Annotated in this window: 13 protein-coding genes and 1 pseudogene; 5 read left to right on the top strand and 9 right to left on the bottom strand. The window is 58.4% G+C overall.

Features of this window, described 5'->3' with window-relative positions:
• The 4 genes and pseudogenes from SIC15_RS16030 to SIC15_RS16015 form a co-directional block, all read right to left on the bottom strand.
• Complete coding sequence (locus SIC15_RS16030) at nt 1-1,518, bottom strand: FAD-binding domain-containing protein (RefSeq protein WP_412536449.1); 1,518 nt, start codon at nt 1,516-1,518, stop codon at nt 1-3.
• Nucleotides 1,515-1,662, bottom strand: a pseudogene (locus tag SIC15_RS16025) (DUF2256 domain-containing protein). Before SIC15_RS16025 ends, SIC15_RS16030 begins: the two are co-directional and overlap by 4 nt.
• Before the next feature lie 84 nt (nt 1,663-1,746).
• Complete coding sequence (locus tag SIC15_RS16020) at nt 1,747-2,343, bottom strand: SCO family protein (protein ID WP_412536448.1); 597 nt, start codon at nt 2,341-2,343, stop codon at nt 1,747-1,749.
• Nucleotides 2,340-3,179 carry a cytochrome c oxidase assembly protein gene (locus tag SIC15_RS16015; protein ID WP_412536447.1) on the bottom strand — a complete coding sequence of 280 codons (840 nt, stop codon included), beginning with the start codon at nt 3,177-3,179 and terminating at the stop codon, nt 2,340-2,342. The genes SIC15_RS16020 and SIC15_RS16015 overlap by 4 nt, the downstream gene beginning before the upstream one ends.
• A 126-nt stretch (nt 3,180-3,305) precedes the next feature.
• On the opposite strand from SIC15_RS16015, the gene SIC15_RS16010 reads away from it, so the two are divergent.
• Nucleotides 3,306-4,994: an HAD family hydrolase gene (locus tag SIC15_RS16010; protein WP_412536446.1), complete on the top strand. Its 1,689-nt coding sequence runs from the start codon at nt 3,306-3,308 to the stop codon at nt 4,992-4,994.
• A gap of 34 nt (nt 4,995-5,028) precedes the next feature.
• On the opposite strand, the gene SIC15_RS16005 is transcribed toward SIC15_RS16010, so the two are convergent.
• Complete coding sequence (locus tag SIC15_RS16005; RefSeq protein ID WP_412536445.1) at nt 5,029-6,273, bottom strand: substrate-binding periplasmic protein; 1,245 nt, start codon at nt 6,271-6,273, stop codon at nt 5,029-5,031.
• A 126-nt stretch (nt 6,274-6,399) separates the two neighbouring features.
• On the bottom strand, nt 6,400-7,932 hold the full coding sequence (locus SIC15_RS16000) for a cryptochrome/photolyase family protein (protein ID WP_412536444.1): 1,533 nt from the start codon (nt 7,930-7,932) through the stop codon (nt 6,400-6,402).
• Between the two features lie 206 nt (nt 7,933-8,138).
• Here SIC15_RS16000 and hemN point away from each other — a divergent pair, with 206 nt between their 5' ends.
• The 3 genes from hemN to SIC15_RS15985 all read left to right on the top strand — a co-directional run bounded on the left by hemN (nt 8,139) and on the right by SIC15_RS15985 (nt 11,556).
• Nucleotides 8,139-9,557, top strand: a complete 1,419-nt coding sequence (gene hemN / locus SIC15_RS15995; protein WP_412536443.1) for an oxygen-independent coproporphyrinogen III oxidase — start codon at nt 8,139-8,141, stop codon at nt 9,555-9,557.
• A gap of 93 nt (nt 9,558-9,650) precedes the next feature.
• The gene (ubiU, locus tag SIC15_RS15990; protein ID WP_412536442.1) at nt 9,651-10,646 is read left to right on the top strand and encodes a ubiquinone anaerobic biosynthesis protein UbiU; all 996 of its coding nucleotides are present in this window, start codon (nt 9,651-9,653) and stop codon (nt 10,644-10,646) included.
• A 13-nt stretch (nt 10,647-10,659) separates the two neighbouring features.
• Nucleotides 10,660-11,556 carry a U32 family peptidase gene (locus tag SIC15_RS15985; RefSeq protein ID WP_412536441.1) on the top strand — a complete coding sequence of 299 codons (897 nt, stop codon included), beginning with the start codon at nt 10,660-10,662 and terminating at the stop codon, nt 11,554-11,556.
• A 1-nt stretch (nt 11,557) separates the two neighbouring features.
• On the opposite strand, the gene ubiT is transcribed toward SIC15_RS15985, so the two are convergent.
• The 3 genes from ubiT to SIC15_RS15970 form a co-directional block, all read right to left on the bottom strand.
• A complete protein-coding gene (ubiT, locus tag SIC15_RS15980) occupies nt 11,558-12,037 on the bottom strand; it encodes a ubiquinone anaerobic biosynthesis accessory factor UbiT (protein WP_412536440.1) in 480 nt (159 codons plus the stop codon).
• Between the two features lie 68 nt (nt 12,038-12,105).
• A complete protein-coding gene (gene narL / locus SIC15_RS15975) occupies nt 12,106-12,765 on the bottom strand; it encodes a two-component system response regulator NarL (protein WP_209400265.1) in 660 nt (219 codons plus the stop codon).
• Between the two features lie 17 nt (nt 12,766-12,782).
• Nucleotides 12,783-14,642 carry a histidine kinase gene (locus SIC15_RS15970; protein WP_412536439.1) on the bottom strand — a complete coding sequence of 620 codons (1,860 nt, stop codon included), beginning with the start codon at nt 14,640-14,642 and terminating at the stop codon, nt 12,783-12,785.
• Nucleotides 14,643-14,824: 182 nt separating this feature from the next.
• Between SIC15_RS15970 and SIC15_RS15965 the strand changes: the two genes are divergently transcribed.
• A complete protein-coding gene (locus SIC15_RS15965) occupies nt 14,825-16,093 on the top strand; it encodes an MFS transporter (protein ID WP_412536438.1) in 1,269 nt (422 codons plus the stop codon).
• Nucleotides 16,094-16,122: the final 29 nt, after the last annotated feature.

Genomic DNA, 16,122 nt, shown 5'->3' with positions numbered 1-16,122 from the left:
CTAGTCAAACAGTGACAGTTGATCGGGCTGCTGCTTCGCTGGCACGCCGGGGCGTTTCTGGACAGGCCCCTTGCGACTGCCGTGGCGGGCCAGCACCCGGTCTGTTTCTGCCTTGCTGACGTGCTGCTTGCGAAAGTCGCCAACCGCCTTGCGGGCAACCCGGGCCGCCTGCTCATGGTCACACACCGGTGAGATGTAGGTGTTGCCGCCATAGCGTTCTTTCTGGGCCGGAGTCATCAGCCAGGGCGTGTGGATCATTTCACTGGGCACGCCCGACAGCTCCGGGATCCAGCGCCGGATGAATTCGCCTTCTGGATCCAGTTTCTGGCTCTGCAACACCGGGTTGTAGATGCGCAGGGCGTTGATGCCGGTCAGGCCAGACTGCATCTGGGTCTGTGAGTAGTGAATGCCCGGCTCGAAATCGGTAAACAGGCGGGCCAGATGAAGGGCCGGGTCCCGCCAGTGCAGCCAGAGCTGATAGCTGGCGATTGCCATCAACATGGCGCGCATCCGGAAATTGATCCAGCCCGAATGGGCCAAGGCGCGCATGCTGGCGTCCACGAGGGGCCAGCCGGTCTGGCCTTCCTGCCAGCGCTGCAGGCGCTCGGAATCGTTAGGCCCGGTTTTCAGTGCCTCCATTTCCCGGTGCATGGCCCGGAACTCCAGCGCCGGCTCGTCCTCCAGCTTCTGGATGAAATGACAGTGCCAGTGCAGCCGGGAGCGGAAGCTGGTCAGGCTTTTCTTTTTCCGTGGCAGGGTATTGCGGTGGTTACCAGTGACCTTGGCCTGCTGGTAGACCTCCCGCAGGCTGACGGTGCCGTAGGCAATGTGGGGACTGAGGCGGGAGCAGGCCCTGACGGCGGTGTTCGGGCTGGAGATATTGTACTGGTAGCCGACGCAACGGCGATCCAGGAACGAGGTCAGAAGCTTTTCGCCTCTCGCGCTGCCACCTATCTGGCGGTCCGGACACTCGTCAGGTACTTCAAAAGCCTTGCCATTGTCGCCAGCGCCAAGGGCCATCAAAGTATCCGATGTCGGAATTACAGTCGGAGCGTCCTGCAACGGTTGCCGCATCAGCTCGGTCCAGGCCTTGTCCCAGACATCCCGGTCGCTCAGGCGACGAACCACACCAAACTGGTTCCACTCCCGGAATTCCACCTGGTTATCCGAACACCAGCCAATCACCGACCTGTCACGCTCGTAGGTCCACTGCCCGCCGGTTTCCTGATGGCAGAAGATGCGGTTGATTGGCTGATGGGCCCGAAGCTGCTTCAGAACATCGATCACCGACCCTCGCAGCACCAGCAACTGACTGCCGGCCTTGCGCAACTGCCGGTCCAGGTCGTCCAGAGAATCCCGGATAAACGCCCATTGTCGGCCGCTGGTGTCCGGCAGTTGCCAGTACTCGTCTTCGATGACGTACAAGGGTATGACCGGCTCTCCCAGGGTGGCCGCCGCGGCCAGGGGAGCATGATCCCGCGTGCGCAGATCGCGCTTGAACCACACCACAGTGGTCATGACGATGCGGTCCTCTCGCGCCGGCAACGTTCGCTGCAGTAGCGCACATTTTCCCAGTCTTTGGCCCATTTTTTTCCGCCACTTAAAGGGCCGCTGACAGACCGGGCAGATTTTTTCCGGGAGACTCAGTTTCTTGTGGGGCACCGGTGTGTTCCGTTCAGAATGTATGGCTTTCTACGTCTGCCCTTCAGGCAGGGATCAGCCCCGGGGCGGCGACGGAAATAGACCTTAGGACCGTGATTCCCGGGCCAGCTGGGCCAGATCTTTACTGATCTGCTCAGGCGATAGGCCGGGGCGTAGCAGCAGCCGGGCGCTTCCACTGCGATCGAACACATAAACGGCACTGCTGTGGGAAACATTGTAGTTGCCGTTGGCGTCGGGCTCGTCGTAACCAAAGGTTGTCCGGTAGCGTTTGGCGAGCTTTCGAAGTGTGGGTTCTTCGGCGGTGAGACCAACGATTCCTTCCCCGAAAAAGCTTACGTAACTGGCTAGGCGTTCGGGGGTATCCCGGCGCGGGTCAACGCTGACGAACAGGGTGGTGACATCGTCCTGATACTCTTCGGGCAGTTGCTGAACCGAGCGGCGCAGATCGGTCAGCGTGGTTGGGCAGACATCCGGGCAGGAGGTAAAGCCGAAATACACCAGCCGGATGTTGCCTTGTGAGTCATCAGGAGTCACGGTTTTCCCATCGGTGCCCTTCAGCTGGAACTGGAGCTCGGGCATCAGGCCCGAGATGTCCTTGCCATGCCAGCTTTTCTCATCGCCAGCGCAGCCAGCGAGTACCAGGGCAATGAAGACGGGCCACAGTGGCAGCGTTCGGTTCATGCGTTTCCTCCTGCCAGAGAGCGGCGCCTGGGAAATTTGCCATCTTCATGCATGGCCCGGCGGAGCATGATCAGAATGCCAATAATGCTCATCATGGCCGGGGGGATCCAGGTCAGCAGGCCGCCCAATAACTGATCGGTTTCGGGAGGCATGGGCCATGCCCGGCCGCATACTTCGTACACGTCGTACACCATGCCCCGGGAAAAGACGATCCAGGCCCCGAGTACCATCTGGGGAATGGCCACCAGTGCCAGCAGCAGAATACGCTTGCCGTAACCCAGAGCATTGGTGATTGCCGGTGAGCGCGGGTCGAATATCAGCCACCAGAACAGCAGACCATCCAGCAACATGCTCCAGTTCATAATCCAGTAGAACTGCCGGCTCAGCATGGCGTCAAAATGGATGGGCGGCCAGAGCCAGAAATAGATCAGCCCCACGAATAGGAACGAGGCTATAAAGGGCTGCTGCAATACCCGGTAAATCCAGCCAACTGGTTGTAGCCAGTAGCGCAAAGAAGGTGACATCTTCTGGTACCAGAAGCGCATCACTGGCAGCGGATTGGACAGCGCGATCAGTATTGGCCCCAGGTGATGAAGAATCAGATGCTGCCCCCGGTGAACGAAAAACATGTACTGGGAGTAATAGTCGAATCGGGTCTGCATCACCGCATAACAGAGCATGACCCCGAGTGTGAACGTGATAATCCGGCCCGATCCCGGCCGGTCTTTCTCCGGCATTTTCAGTAGCGCGACACCATAAAATCCGAGCACCAGCATGTAGCTGAGCAGGGTCAGAGGCGAAAAATCATAAGGCAGCAGGTAGCTCGATATTGCCATGGATCGGACTCGATACGTGCACGCACTGGAAACCGGGTTTATCTTTCTTGTCAGTACCGCCGAGTTTTGCCGGCCCGGCGGCGGATTTCAAGGCCGGCTTCAGGAAACTTCTGACGGAGACGGGGCATGGCCCGATTCTGCGATTCCATTTCAGCACCGTCGGTGTTGATCTTCGACTGGCACGGCACGCTGGTAGACACTCACGATGCCATGTTCAGTGCCATGGAAGACATGCTGCCGCAGCTGGAGGATCTGGGGCTGGTGGAACGGCTGCTGCCCGAGGACAAGTGCCGAACATCGGACGATGCGCGCCTGGTGCGCTACATCCGGATTTTCCGGCGGCTGCATCCACGTATCCTGGCGGAGCGCCGGGTGTCGAGGACCGACATCTTCAACGCCATCTTTGGTGATGACAAAGACGCCAAACTGATCGCCCACAAGGCCTATAACGAGGCTTATCGGCGATACTTCGGTCAGGTAAAGCCGTTCCAGCCTGGCGCCTACGAGTACCTCTCAGCCCTGAAAGCCATGGGGATCCGACTGGCGGTCTCCACCAACCGGAACCGGGAGTTTCTGGACCGGGAATTACAGACGGTGGACGAGGGCCGATGGCGCAACCTGTTTGATGCCACGGTCTGCGCCGATGATGTCACCGAGTACAAACCCGACCCCGAGGTGATCCTGAAGGCGCTTGAGAAGCTCGATCTTCCGGCCGATGAAAAGGCCTGGTACGTGGGTGACAGCTACGTTGACATGCTCACCGCCAACAAAGCGGGCGTGTCGGGCGTTTTCTACAACGGGGCCCGTTGGGAATCCGGCCGGATCGACAGCTGGTTTTCCCACCGGGACGCCCCCGCGGCCATTCTGGACAGCTTTGAAGACCTGATGGACCTGCTGGCCCTGATTGAACGGAGCCAGCCGGAAGCTTTTGAACAGACGCCTGCCGAGGTTCGCCCACGACCCTTCCCGCCGCCACAGCGCCCGGAGCCCCGCATCGAGCCGGACTGGCATCCGGCGGTGGTCAAGCTCATTCGCCCGGCGGTCATCCTGTTCGACTGGCACGCAACCCTGGTGGATACCCTTGACGCCATGTACCACGCGGTGGATGACATGCTGCCGGATTTCCACAAACTAAAACTGATGGACCGCATGGTGGCGCCGGAAGACAGCAAGACCCCGGAAGACGTGAAGCTGGTTGCCTACGTGCGGGAGTTTGCGAAGTTGCACCCGAAGGTGAAGGCGGACCGGAAGATTTCGAGGACGGATATCTTTGAGGTGCTGTTCGGGGATGATCAGGAGGCCAAGCAGGTCGCCCACAAGGCGTTCAATCATCACTATCGAAAGCACTACGGTACCGTGAAGGCCTTTGAACCGAAGGTTCGGGAGGTTCTTGAAGGTTTAAGGCGGCTTGGTATCCAGGTGGGCGTTATTACCAATCGGGACCGCGAGTTTTTCGAGCATGAGCTGGCGGCTGTGGAAGACACCGGATGGACTCATCTATTTGATGTCGATGTCTGCGGCGACGACACGCCCCTGCGAAAGCCGCACCCCGATCAACTGCTGCTGGCGGTTCAGAAGCTGGACTATCCGCCGGATCCGAGCGTCTGGTATGTGGGCGACAGCACCACCGACGTGATTGCCGCCAAGCGTGCCGGCCTCACCTCGGTTTTTTTCAACGGCGCCCAGTGGGACCTGCCCTGGCTGAACAAGATTTTCCCGGGCACCCACAAGCACCCGGATAAACCGGACGTGGTAGTTAATGACTTCTCGGAGTTCTGGGCGCTGGTGCTGGCCTGCGAGGTAGGGCCACCTTGAATTAGGGCGGAACCTGGGAAGGCGACCAGAATGGTCAGTACTGTTCAACCTGGCTGAGTGCTTCCTCGATGCTGAGACCGACTACAGCCACGCCGATGGCTGACTTCCCGTGGCCGGATACCACTGGCGTGCTGGCGGTGATCTGAAATCGGGCCGCGGAGGTGTCATAGCGAATCGGGGATATGTACAGCCGCCTTTCGGCTTCGGTGCCGGTGACCCGGTTTTCCATTACCCTCTGGAACTTGGGTTCGTCCCCCTGCCAGTAGTCAGATGTTAGCTGGCTCATCGCGGCTAGAGTTCCCATGTCGTTGATCAGCATTACCTCGGTAACAAGGCCCCTGTGAGACTCCTGCCAGGCCAGAAGTGCCCTGGAGCCCGGCAGCGCGAGGATCCTTTCGGCCAGATCCGGCGTTGTGACCGGCACCAGCGCTTGCCACTGACTGTCGATGGTCATGACATCGGTAAAGCTTTCCTGCCTGGGGCCTGCCTCAATGATCTGGTTTATGTCCAGAACGCTGTTCATTTCTTTGAACAGGCGCCCCGATAGTTCCGTGATGCGGCGTGTTTCCTCTTCGGACAGTGCGAGCTGACCGGCCATGCAACTGTTCAGAGTACGGTTGAAAGTGCCAAGAAAATCAGGATAGTCGGAAGCGAAAGCTTCGCTCAGGTACAGGTAAAGCGGCGCGTAACGTACAAAGTTCGCAGTCAGTTGCACGGATTCGGAATCGTTTTCGTAACGCAAACGATTCATCACGCGTTCATCCATCAGTGCCGTATCGATTCGGCCCCGTTTGAGCAGCGCAAGCAACTGCGACGGCGAAGACACGCTCAGGAAAATGGCATAGCCGTTGGCTTCCAGCCAGGCTTCTTCGTTGCTGCCGGCCACGACTCCGATTCGCAGGTTATTGGTAAACGCTTTATTGCCCCCGGTAAAAAAGTACCATTTCTCCAGAGCCACCGGATCGCTGCGCCTGGCTATGTTGTCGAGTTCTGCGGAGGGATCAATGGCAAAATAGCCATCGATCATATTGCGTTCCAGCGAATGTATGGCGCGATTCTGGGGCGTAATCCGAATACGCGTTGCCCAGCCAGCGCGGTTTGCGGCACAAACCACCGTGTCCGCGGTTTCGCCGGAAATTCGATTGCCTCCACCCTTTTCCTGGCTTGCCACCTGGTAGGGTGGGCTTTCGAAGGTGTAGAGGTTCAGTGTCGGAGGCTGGGCCTGACACACGGTTGAATACAGTATTGTTGTCAGACTCAGAGCGAGTCGAAGGTTCATCGTGAAGGCAGCATCCGTGATGTTAGCAATCCTAGTGTCAGGCTAGCACCAATGTGGGGCTTTTGCTCCACAGTTTCGGAACACATGATGGAGGCATTTTTGCAGAGCTAATCCAGTATGAATTGCCTAAAGCTGCTCCACGTTCGCCAGCAGGTATTCGGCGCGCTGGAGCAACGCTTCCCGTTTCTCGGGTTTCTGCTTGTCCCAGTTACGGTACATCATGCCCATTCGCGGGTTGTTGGCGAAGTCGTCCCGATGGCGATCGATGAAATGCCAGTACAGGGCGTTGAAGGGACAGGCGTCCTCTTCGGTGGCCTTGTTCACCTTGTAGTGACAGTTGGCGCAGTGGTCCGACATGCGCTGGATGTACTTGCCGCTGGCGGCGTAGGGCTTTGAACCCAGATAGCCGCCGTCAGCGTGCATTACCATGCCCAGCACGTTGGGCAGCTCTACCCAGTCGTAGGCATCGGCGTAGACCGCCAGGTACCAGTCACAGATTTCCTCCGGTTTGATGCCTGCCAGCAGTGCAAAGTTGCCGGTGACCATCAGCCTCTGGATATGATGGGCGTAGGCGTTGCGGCGGGTGGCATCAATGGCTTTGTGCATGCAACGCATTTTCGTATCGCCGGTCCAGTAGAACCAGGGCAGGGCGCGGGTGTTACTCAGGCGGTTCTCCTGAGCATACTCCGGCATGTTCATCCAGTAAATGCCCCGAACAAACTCCCGCCACCCCAGGATCTGCCGGATAAAGCCCTCCACCGCGTTGATCGGTGCCCGTCCCGAATACCAGGCCTGGGCCGCCGCTTCGCAAACCGCCACCGGATCCAGCAGCCCGGAGTTGATGTAGGGCGACAGGATGGAATGGAACAGCCAGTCCTCGGTGTCGGAGATCGCGTCCTGGTAATCGCCAAAGCAGGGCAGGGCATAGTCAATGAAGTGCTCAAGCGCCGCCTGTGCGTCTTCCGCCGTCACGGCGAAGTGGAAGTCGTCGGTGGTGCCGAAATGATCGGCAAGATGCTCGTCCACCAGCGCGATCACCTCCCGGGTAATGGCATCCGGTTCCACCCGAAAGGTCGCCGGGGCCGGCGGCTTTCCGGTCCACTTCTTGCGGTTGTCGGAATCGAAATTCCACTGCCCGCCTTCCGGTTCACCATCGGCGGTCATCAACAAACCGGTCTTGCGCCGCATCTCCCGGTAGAAGAACTCCATCCGCAACTGTTTCCGGCCTTCGGCCCAGTCCGTAAATTCCTGCTTGGTGGCAATGAACCGTGTATCCGGGCGGATCTCCACCGGCACTCCGAGGCGTTCATGCCAGCCACTGATCTGTTCGTGCAGCCGCCATTCCCCGCACTCGGTGGTGATGACTTTTTCCGCGTTGATACGCTCCACCTGCTCGCCAACCACCGCTTCGAGGCTCTGGTGCTTGTTGTCCCGGTGATACGGCTGGTAGTGCACCTGCCAGCCATCGCTCTCCAGTTGCCGGGCAAAATGGCGCATGGCGCTGAACAGCAGCACAATCTTCTTCTTGTGGTGATTGGTGTAGCTGGCTTCGTCATGAACTTCGGCCATCACCACCAGATCCCGATCCTTGTCGGCGTTGTCGAGAGCGCTGATGTTTCTCGTTAACTGGTCGCCGAGAATCAGAATCAGGTTGGCCATGGTGGGGGAATCCTCCAGTCAGTAAGCTGCGGGCTATGCCCACAAAGGGGTAAACCAAGTACGCCAAGAGCCCAAGGGTGGTTCAGTCTCCGGGCTGGTAAACTCAAACCATCAGTCACCTGACCCGAATCAAGAAGCCAGCCAAAGGATTGCCCTAGAATGCCGGCAAATCCTCGATGCCCCCGTTATACCCCAGAGCGCTTATTATGACCTCCACATCCGCACTCAAAGCCCATGACTCAACCCTGCCGGAATTCATCTGGGATGATGCCCTGATCCGACGCTACGACCTCAGCGGCCCGAGGTACACCTCCTATCCCACGGCCGTCGAGTTCAACCAGAACTACCCGGTGGAAGAGATGGTCAAGGCTGCGGCCCGCAGCAAGGCCAGCAATCGTCCGCTGTCGCTCTATACCCACCTGCCGTTCTGCGCGCACCTCTGTTACTACTGCGCCTGCAACAAGGTGATCACCAAGAAGCGCGACAAAGCCATGCCCTACGTGGAGCGGGTGCTGAAAGAGGCGGCCATCCAGTCAAAACTGTTCGGGGCCGACCGGCCGGTCACCCAGCTGCATTGGGGCGGCGGTACCCCCACGTTTTTGCCAAAAGATGTGATGGAACACCTGATGGCGGGATACGGGGAGTTGTTCAACCTGCAAACCGGCGATGAGCGGGATTACAGTGTGGAGATTGACCCGCGGGAAGTGGACCAGGATACCCTGCCAACCCTGTGGAACCTGGGCTTCAACCGGATCAGTCTCGGCGTTCAGGACGTCAACCCTGAGGTTCAGAAAGCCGTGAACCGTATCCAGCCGCGGGAAATGACCGAAGCCGTGCTCAACGAATCGCGGCGCATCGGCTTCCGGTCCATCAACCTGGACCTGATCTACGGCCTGCCGTACCAGACGCCGGAAAGTTTTGCCGAGACACTGGAAGCGGTAATCGAGATGTCTCCGGACCGGCTGTCGGTGTTCAGCTATGCCCATCTGCCGGACCGTTTTTATCCGCAGACCCGGATTCAGGGCGACACCTTGCCCAGTCCACAGCAGAAGCTGACCATCCTGCACAACACCATCAATCGCCTGCTGGACGCCGGTTATGAGTACATCGGCATGGACCATTTCGCCAAGCCGGACGACAGCCTTTCTGTGGCACAGCGCGAAGGCCGCCTGCACCGGAATTTCCAGGGCTATACCACCCACTCCGAATGCGACCTGGTGTCGCTCGGTGTTTCCGCTATCGGCCAGACCGACGATGCCTATTTCCAGAACAATCACGACCTGCCCTCCTGGGAGGCGTCCATTGATGCCGGTCAGTTGGCCATCACCAAGGGCGTGAACCTGACTCGCGACGACCGGATCCGCCGCTGGGTGATCGGCCAGCTGATCTGCCAGTTCCGGCTGGATCGTCAGCTGTTTGCAGATGTCTGGCAGGAAGATCTGAACCGCTATTTTGCCGATGAGCTCAGCCGTCTGAAGCCCATGATTCAGGATGAGCTGATTGCTGATGACGGTAATGCGCTTCAGGTGCAGCCCGCCGGCCGCCTGCTGATCCGGGCGATCTGCCAGATCTTTGATCTTTACCGAAAGGAAGGCGCCAGCCAGCGGTTCTCCCGGATTATCTGACCGCAGATTGCGATATGCCCCGCTGACAATGATCAAGGCATTGCTGTTTGTCGCCATTTACTATGGCGCCAAACGATTTCAGCGGAGCGTATTATGGAACTTGTCTGTCCGGCCGGCAGCCTCCCGGCCCTGAAAACCGCCGTTGATAATGGCGCCAACGCCGTGTATTTCGGTTTTAAAGACAGCACCAACGCCCGCCAGTTTGCCGGCCTGAACTTCAACGATAAACGCGCTGCCGAGGGTATCGAGTACGCTCACCTCCGGGGCGCGAGAGTTTTCTGTGCCATCAACACCTACCCCCAGCCAGATGGCTGGGAGCAGTGGAAGGGGGCGGTAGACCGCGCCGCGAGTCTCGGCGTGGACGCCATTATCCTGGCCGACATGGGCCTGCTGGATTATGCCGCCAACCGGTACCCGCATATCCCCCGGCATCTGTCGGTTCAGGGATCTGCCACCAGCCACGAAGCGCTTTCTTTTTACAAAGACAACTTCGACATTCGCCGGGCCGTGCTACCCCGGGTTTTGTCGCTGGACCAGGTGCGTGGCGTGGCCAAACAAAGCCCGGTGGAGCTGGAAGTTTTTGCCTTCGGCAGCCTGTGCATCATGGCCGAGGGACGTTGCTATCTTTCTTCCTACCTGACCGACGAGTCGCCCAATACCCGCGGTGCCTGTTCACCGGCCAAGGCGGTGCGCTGGCAGGAAACATCCCAGGGGCTCGAATCCCGTCTCAACGATGTGCTGATTGACCGTTATGGCCCGGGTGAATCCGCCGGTTATCCCACGCTCTGCAAAGGCCGTTTCGAGGTGGAGGGTAACGTTTACCATGCCATTGAGGAGCCAGTCAGCCTGAACACCCTGGACCTGTTGCCGGAGCTGCAGACGCTGGGTATCAGTGCCGTGAAGATTGAAGGGCGCCAGCGAAGTCCTGCCTACATCGCAGATGTAGCCAGGACCTGGCGCCATGCCCTGGATAATCTTGAGGATGGCACCGAGAGCTTTACTGTTGAACCGCAATGGCAAAAGACGCTGGCGGGTCTTTCCGAAGGCGGCCTGACCACACTGGGCGCCTACCATCGCAAATGGAAATAAGGTTTCACCAACCATGCTGAAGTTATCCTTGGGGCCGATCCTGTGGTTCTGGTCCAGGCAGACGGTTTTCGATTTCTACGCCAATGCCGCCGAGTGGCCGGTGGATACCATTTATCTGGGCGAGGTGGTGTGCTCTCGCCGGCGGGAACTGAAACCGGATGACTGGCTGGATCTGGCCCGTGACCTGAAAGCCTGTGGCAAGAATGTAGTGCTCTCTACGCTCACACTGATTGAGTCGGAGGCCGATTTGCGTCGGCTGCGCAAGTTCTGCGAGCAGGATGAATTCCTGGTGGAGGCCAACGATCAGAGCGCCTTGCAAGTGGCTATCCGGAACAGGATTCCGTTTATTACCGGCCCCTCAATGAACATCTACAACACAGCCACCCTGAAGATCCTCGCCAAACAGGGCCTGGAAGCATGGAGCCTGCCGGTGGAGTTGGGCAAAGAAACTCTCGATAAGCTAATCAAGGAGCTGCAGCAGGAAGGACTGGATCTCCCCGCCGAGGTGTTTTCCTGGGGTTTCCTGCCCCTGGCCTGGTCCTCCCGTTGTTTTACCGCCCGCCATTACAATCTGCCCAAAGACAACTGCGAGTTCCGCTGCCTGCAGCATCCGGACGGCATGGAGTTGCGATCCCGGGAAAGCCAGGAGCTGTTTCGCATCAACGGCATTTCCACCTTGTCCGGCTCCCGTTACGACCTGATGCGGGAGCTACCGGACATGGAGCGTATGGGCGTCAGTACTGTGCGCCTCAGCCCGGAGCATCAGGGCATGGAGGCAGTAATCAGGCGTTTTGATAGGGTACGCCGGGGGGGGATGCCCGCCACTGACCCGCTGCAGTTGGTGGAGGCGCCACCCTGCAACGGGTACTGGTATGGCAAGCCGGGGATGGATCTGGTAGCTGGCGAGTAGTTCAAGGCAGGATTTTAAAGTTCCAGTCCAGGCTGTCCAACAGGTTCTTCAGGCCTAGGCCCAACTCCGTGTCGCCCTCGATGACCAGCTGACGCTGGAAAAACAACTGGTCGGGGTCCTGTTGGCGTTCCGCGAGTGTTCTGAAAGCGGACAAAGAGCCGCGGATGGTCGCCTCGCCGGGGCCGTCGATCACCCTGAGGCGGCCGGACCAGAAGCCAATGGTGATACCGGGTTGTCCCCCGTTCACCTCCAGGCGAATACGTCTGCCTTCAAAGTCATCGAATTCCCCATCATCAATTGCCTGGGCGAAAACGCGGTTGAGTGGTGCTTCTGCGACCAGTTGCTTGAGCGGTACCGGTATGCTGCGATCAATAGTGCCCAGCATGGGCACGGGGGAAGGCAGGTATTCCCGAAATACCGAGAGCGTTTGGGCAAAAAGAGGGGAGTTCAGGGAGGCGATGGAAGGTAATGGAATAGCCATGCTTTACTCCGGGCGGTCAGTAACCGGCACAGAGTAAAGCAAAGCGTTCTGCAACGATTTGATATAACTCAGCCTTTGTGAAGACCCTCTTCAACCGCCCAAACAGCAACTTCCACCCGTGAGCGCAGGTTCAGTTTCTTCAGCAGGTGCTTTACGTGAACCTTGACAGTGCCGTCACTGATGTCGAGCTTGCGGCCGATCATCTTGTTGGACAGCCCCTCGGCGATCAGGCGCAGGATGTCCTTTTCCCGGGGCGTCAGGCTGTCGAAATCCGGGCGTGACGCCTGCTGGGGTTTGTTGGAGCGCAGTGCCTCGGCCAGCAGTGTGGTTAATCGATCGCTAATTACCATTTTTCCGACTGCTGCCTGATGGAGCTGGGAAATCATGTCCTCCGGTTCCATGTCCTTCAGCAGGTAGCCGTCGGCACCGGCCCGGAGTGCCGCAACAACGTCGTCTTCCTGGTCCGACACGGTGAACATCACGATGCGGGAGCTGATGTTCTGTTCCCGCAGTTTCTTGAGCGCCTCGATGCCGTCCATCTCCGGCATGTTCAGGTCCATCAGGATCAGGTCGGGCTCCAGCTCAGTCGCCTTTCGAATACCATCGGCAGCGTTGCTGGCCTCCCCGGCCACGACCATATCGTCTTCCATGTCGATCAGTTGTTTGATGCCCTGGCGAAGAAGCGGGTGATCGTCGATCAACAGGATACTTGCGGGTGACTCAGACATCGGGTTCTCTCTTTTTATCAGGCGTTTGATGCTTCTGTGGGAATCAGGTTCCGGCTTTTCGGGACGAAGCCCAGGGAGACTTCCACCCCGCCTTCATCACGGTTGCTTACCTCGACCTTACCACCCAGGGTTCGAGCGCGGTCCTGCATGATGATCAGGCCATAATGGTTGACGGGTTGGTCGCTGCCGGGCAGGCCCTTGCCGTTGTCCCGGATCCTGACCCGAACTTGCGGTGATTCGAACAGAACATCCACGGTTATGTCCGTGGCATCTGCGTGTTTGACGGCATTGGCAAGACCTTCCCTCACAATCTGCAGGGTATGGATCTCTTCATTCGGCGACAGGGTCTGGGGCGGCAGATTGTACTGCAGCTCAACAGGTTTACCCAGGCGTTCGGAAAACTCTTCAATGGTCTTTATCAGAGCGGTAAAGAGATCCGGCGTGTCCAGCTTCAGTCGGAAGGTGGCCAGCAACTCCCGGAGCTGTCGATAGGCACTGTTCAAACCCGTGCTGAGTTCATTGAGAATGGACTCGTGAGTCTCTTTCTGGTCGCCCTCAATGTTAAGTCTGCGCATTCGGGCCACCTGCATCTTCAGGTAAGACAGTGACTGGGCCAGGGAGTCATGGAGTTCCCGGGCAATCACGGTGCGTTCTTCAGCAAGGGTCTGCTGCTGCTCCTCGGTAATCTGCCGTTCCAGGAAAATGGCGGTGGCCAGCTGGTCGCTGAGGGTTTCCAGCAGCCGGCGAGAGGTTTTCGACAAACCTTCTTCGGCCGGGTACCAGACCTCCAGGGTGCCCAGCAATTGCCCGGGGGTGCGGATGGGAAGAAGCAACCGACGACCGTCGTTCGATTCAACGGGAAGCTCGTCATACGCCTCTGGTGTTACCAGGCAGGCATTGCAGTGATGATCACGACAGTAAAAAGGCCGCTCCCGGCTGGCGGTTGTGATCGCCTCAACTGGCTCGGCGGATTGTTTGTCGTGAAGATAGAGGCGAATTGGGCCAATGCCCAGTAGCTGCTCAAGCTCCTGGAGCATGGGAATCGCCCCGTTGCACAGGTCATGGTTGGCAAACAGGTCGCGGCTGGAGGAGTGCAACAGCTGAAGGGCTGCATGGCTTCTTTCGAGCTCTTCCGTTTTCTGGCGGGCCCTTTCTTCCAACTCGTAATAGGTCAAAGCCAGCTCGCTGGTCATCTGGTCAAAGGCCTGACCCAGTTGTGCCAGCTCGTCGGAGCCGCTCAGGTTAGCCTTCCGGGAAAAGTCCTGATCGCCTACTGCGATGGCGATGCTGACCAGCTTTCGCAGTGGTCGAAGGATGCGGTTTTTCAGATCAATGAACAGCGCCACAATGATCAGGATAGAGAAGGCCAGGCTGATGATCTGAATAAGGTGCAGGAGGTCAATGCGGGCTTCGGTTCGCTGTTCCAGCATCGTCACCAATTGGTCAACGTCATCAACATACTGCTTCGTTGAAGCGAGCATTGCCGCGGAAACAGGTTTGCCCTGATCGTGTTCCTGCAGGGCTGGCCGCAGCATGGTTTCCCAGGACTGAAGAATGGCCTGGTATTGGGCAGCCAGTGGATGGTCCCGGTTCTCGGGGATGGCGTTGGTAATGCTGGCATCACGCAACTTGGTCTCGTAGCGCTCCAGCATCTGCCCGATGGAGTCCTCCCCGAATTCCGGATCAGCAGGGCCCGCGCTCCGGGCAAGCAACTGGAAGGCCCCCATGCGCAGGGCGCCCGCCAGATTGATTGCGGTGGCATTGCCTTCGATGCTTTTCGAGACCGCAAGCGTGGTTGCCATGCTGACAAGGGCTGTCACCACCACGGCGCCAACGACGATGGCGATTCGGTTTACAAGCGGGCTTCTGTATTTCATTCAGTCTCTTGCGCATCAATGCATGTGGCGGAGCAGCGTGAATTATGCCCCCGCACTGGGCTTCCACGATACCTCTTTGAGGATAGTCAATTACCCCAATGGTTGGTAACCCATCATAATCTTTGACCCTTTTATGATCAAAAGATGAAACTGAAAAACAGGTTTCCAGAAGAGCAACGGTAATGAAGTCCGAAACGGATCGTGCAGATGACCGGCTGGCGTCATTGGCAGTGGTACTGCCGTTGGCGGTGGCGGGCTTTGTTGTCGCCGCCGGCTGTTGGACTTTGTTTGCCGTGGCCGGCGTGCACTTACGCTCGGAACTGGATCTCAGCAATTTTCAGTTCGGGTTCCTTCTGGCGATGCCGATGTCGGTAGGAGCGGCTCTGGCAATTCCGGCTGGCCTGGCAGCGCAGAAATTCGGTGCGCGCCGGATCATGCTGTCCTGTCTGGGGGGGCTTGCGGCGTGCATGGTGATACTTCTGACCACCGATACCTTCCCGGGTTACCTGATCGCCGCCGGCGGGCTCGGACTTGCGGGGGGCTTTTACAGCGCCGGACTGCAGTTCGTCACGGGACACTGTGAATCATCACGCCTGGGCCTGGTACTGGGAGTGTTTGGTGCCGGTGTGACCGGTGCGGGATTCAATTACTACCTGGTACCACTTTTCCATGAAGCCTTTTCCTGGCATGGGGTTCCGCTGGCCTATCTTATTGTGCTGGTTCTGGTCATTGCCTTGTTGGTCATGCTGACTGATCCGGAAGATGCGGCGGCGGATCCGTCCGCCGAAACTTCGGTCAGGGTATTGCTGCACCGTATGCAGACCAGGCGGGCTAGTCAGCTTTGTGGTTACTTCGGCGTTGTTGCCGGCAGCTTCTTTGCTCTGGCGTTGTGGCTGCCGGACTACCTTTCTTCCCAGTTTGATCTGTCAGTGGACTCCGGTGCGAGGCTGGCGCAATGGTTCGTGATTCCCGGGGCCTTGGCACAGATTGTGGGAGGAGGGCTTTCCGATCGCTTCGGCAGTGCAAGAGTTGTCAGCCGTGCACTGTTGGTCTGCCTTTTTGCGCTGTTTGTCTTGTCCTACCCACCCATGACGCTGTTTATCCAGGGTGTTGATGCCACAATCCGCGTTGAATTTGCCTTGCCTATGGAGATAGAGGGTGTGTTTGTCGTCATTCTGGGTCTTGCCATGGGCTGCACCATGGGTAGCCTCCAGCGGTTGGTGATCATCGAAAATCGTCCGGTGGCGGCGTTTGTTGCCGGTCTGCTTCTGGTGAGCGCCTGTTCTGTCGCTTTCGTGCTGCCAGTGATCTTCAGCAGCGTTAACCACTGGTTGGGCGTCCGCAGTGCGGTCTTCATGATTCTCTTCTTGCTGCTTGTGGGCTGTCTTTTCCTCTTTGCCAGGGAAAGTCGCCGGCACGAGCGTGAACACCTACTCCACCCGGGGATATAAGCCACCTACCCCCAGGGTGGTAGAAGCGG

Origin of the sequence: Marinobacter sp. MIT932201 (genome assembly GCF_047123295.1) — a bacterium.
GTDB classification, from domain to species: domain Bacteria; phylum Pseudomonadota; class Gammaproteobacteria; order Pseudomonadales; family Oleiphilaceae; genus Marinobacter; species Marinobacter salsuginis.
The sequence above is the reverse complement of the archived record's forward strand: the minus strand, read 5'-3'. Positions and strand labels throughout refer to the sequence as shown.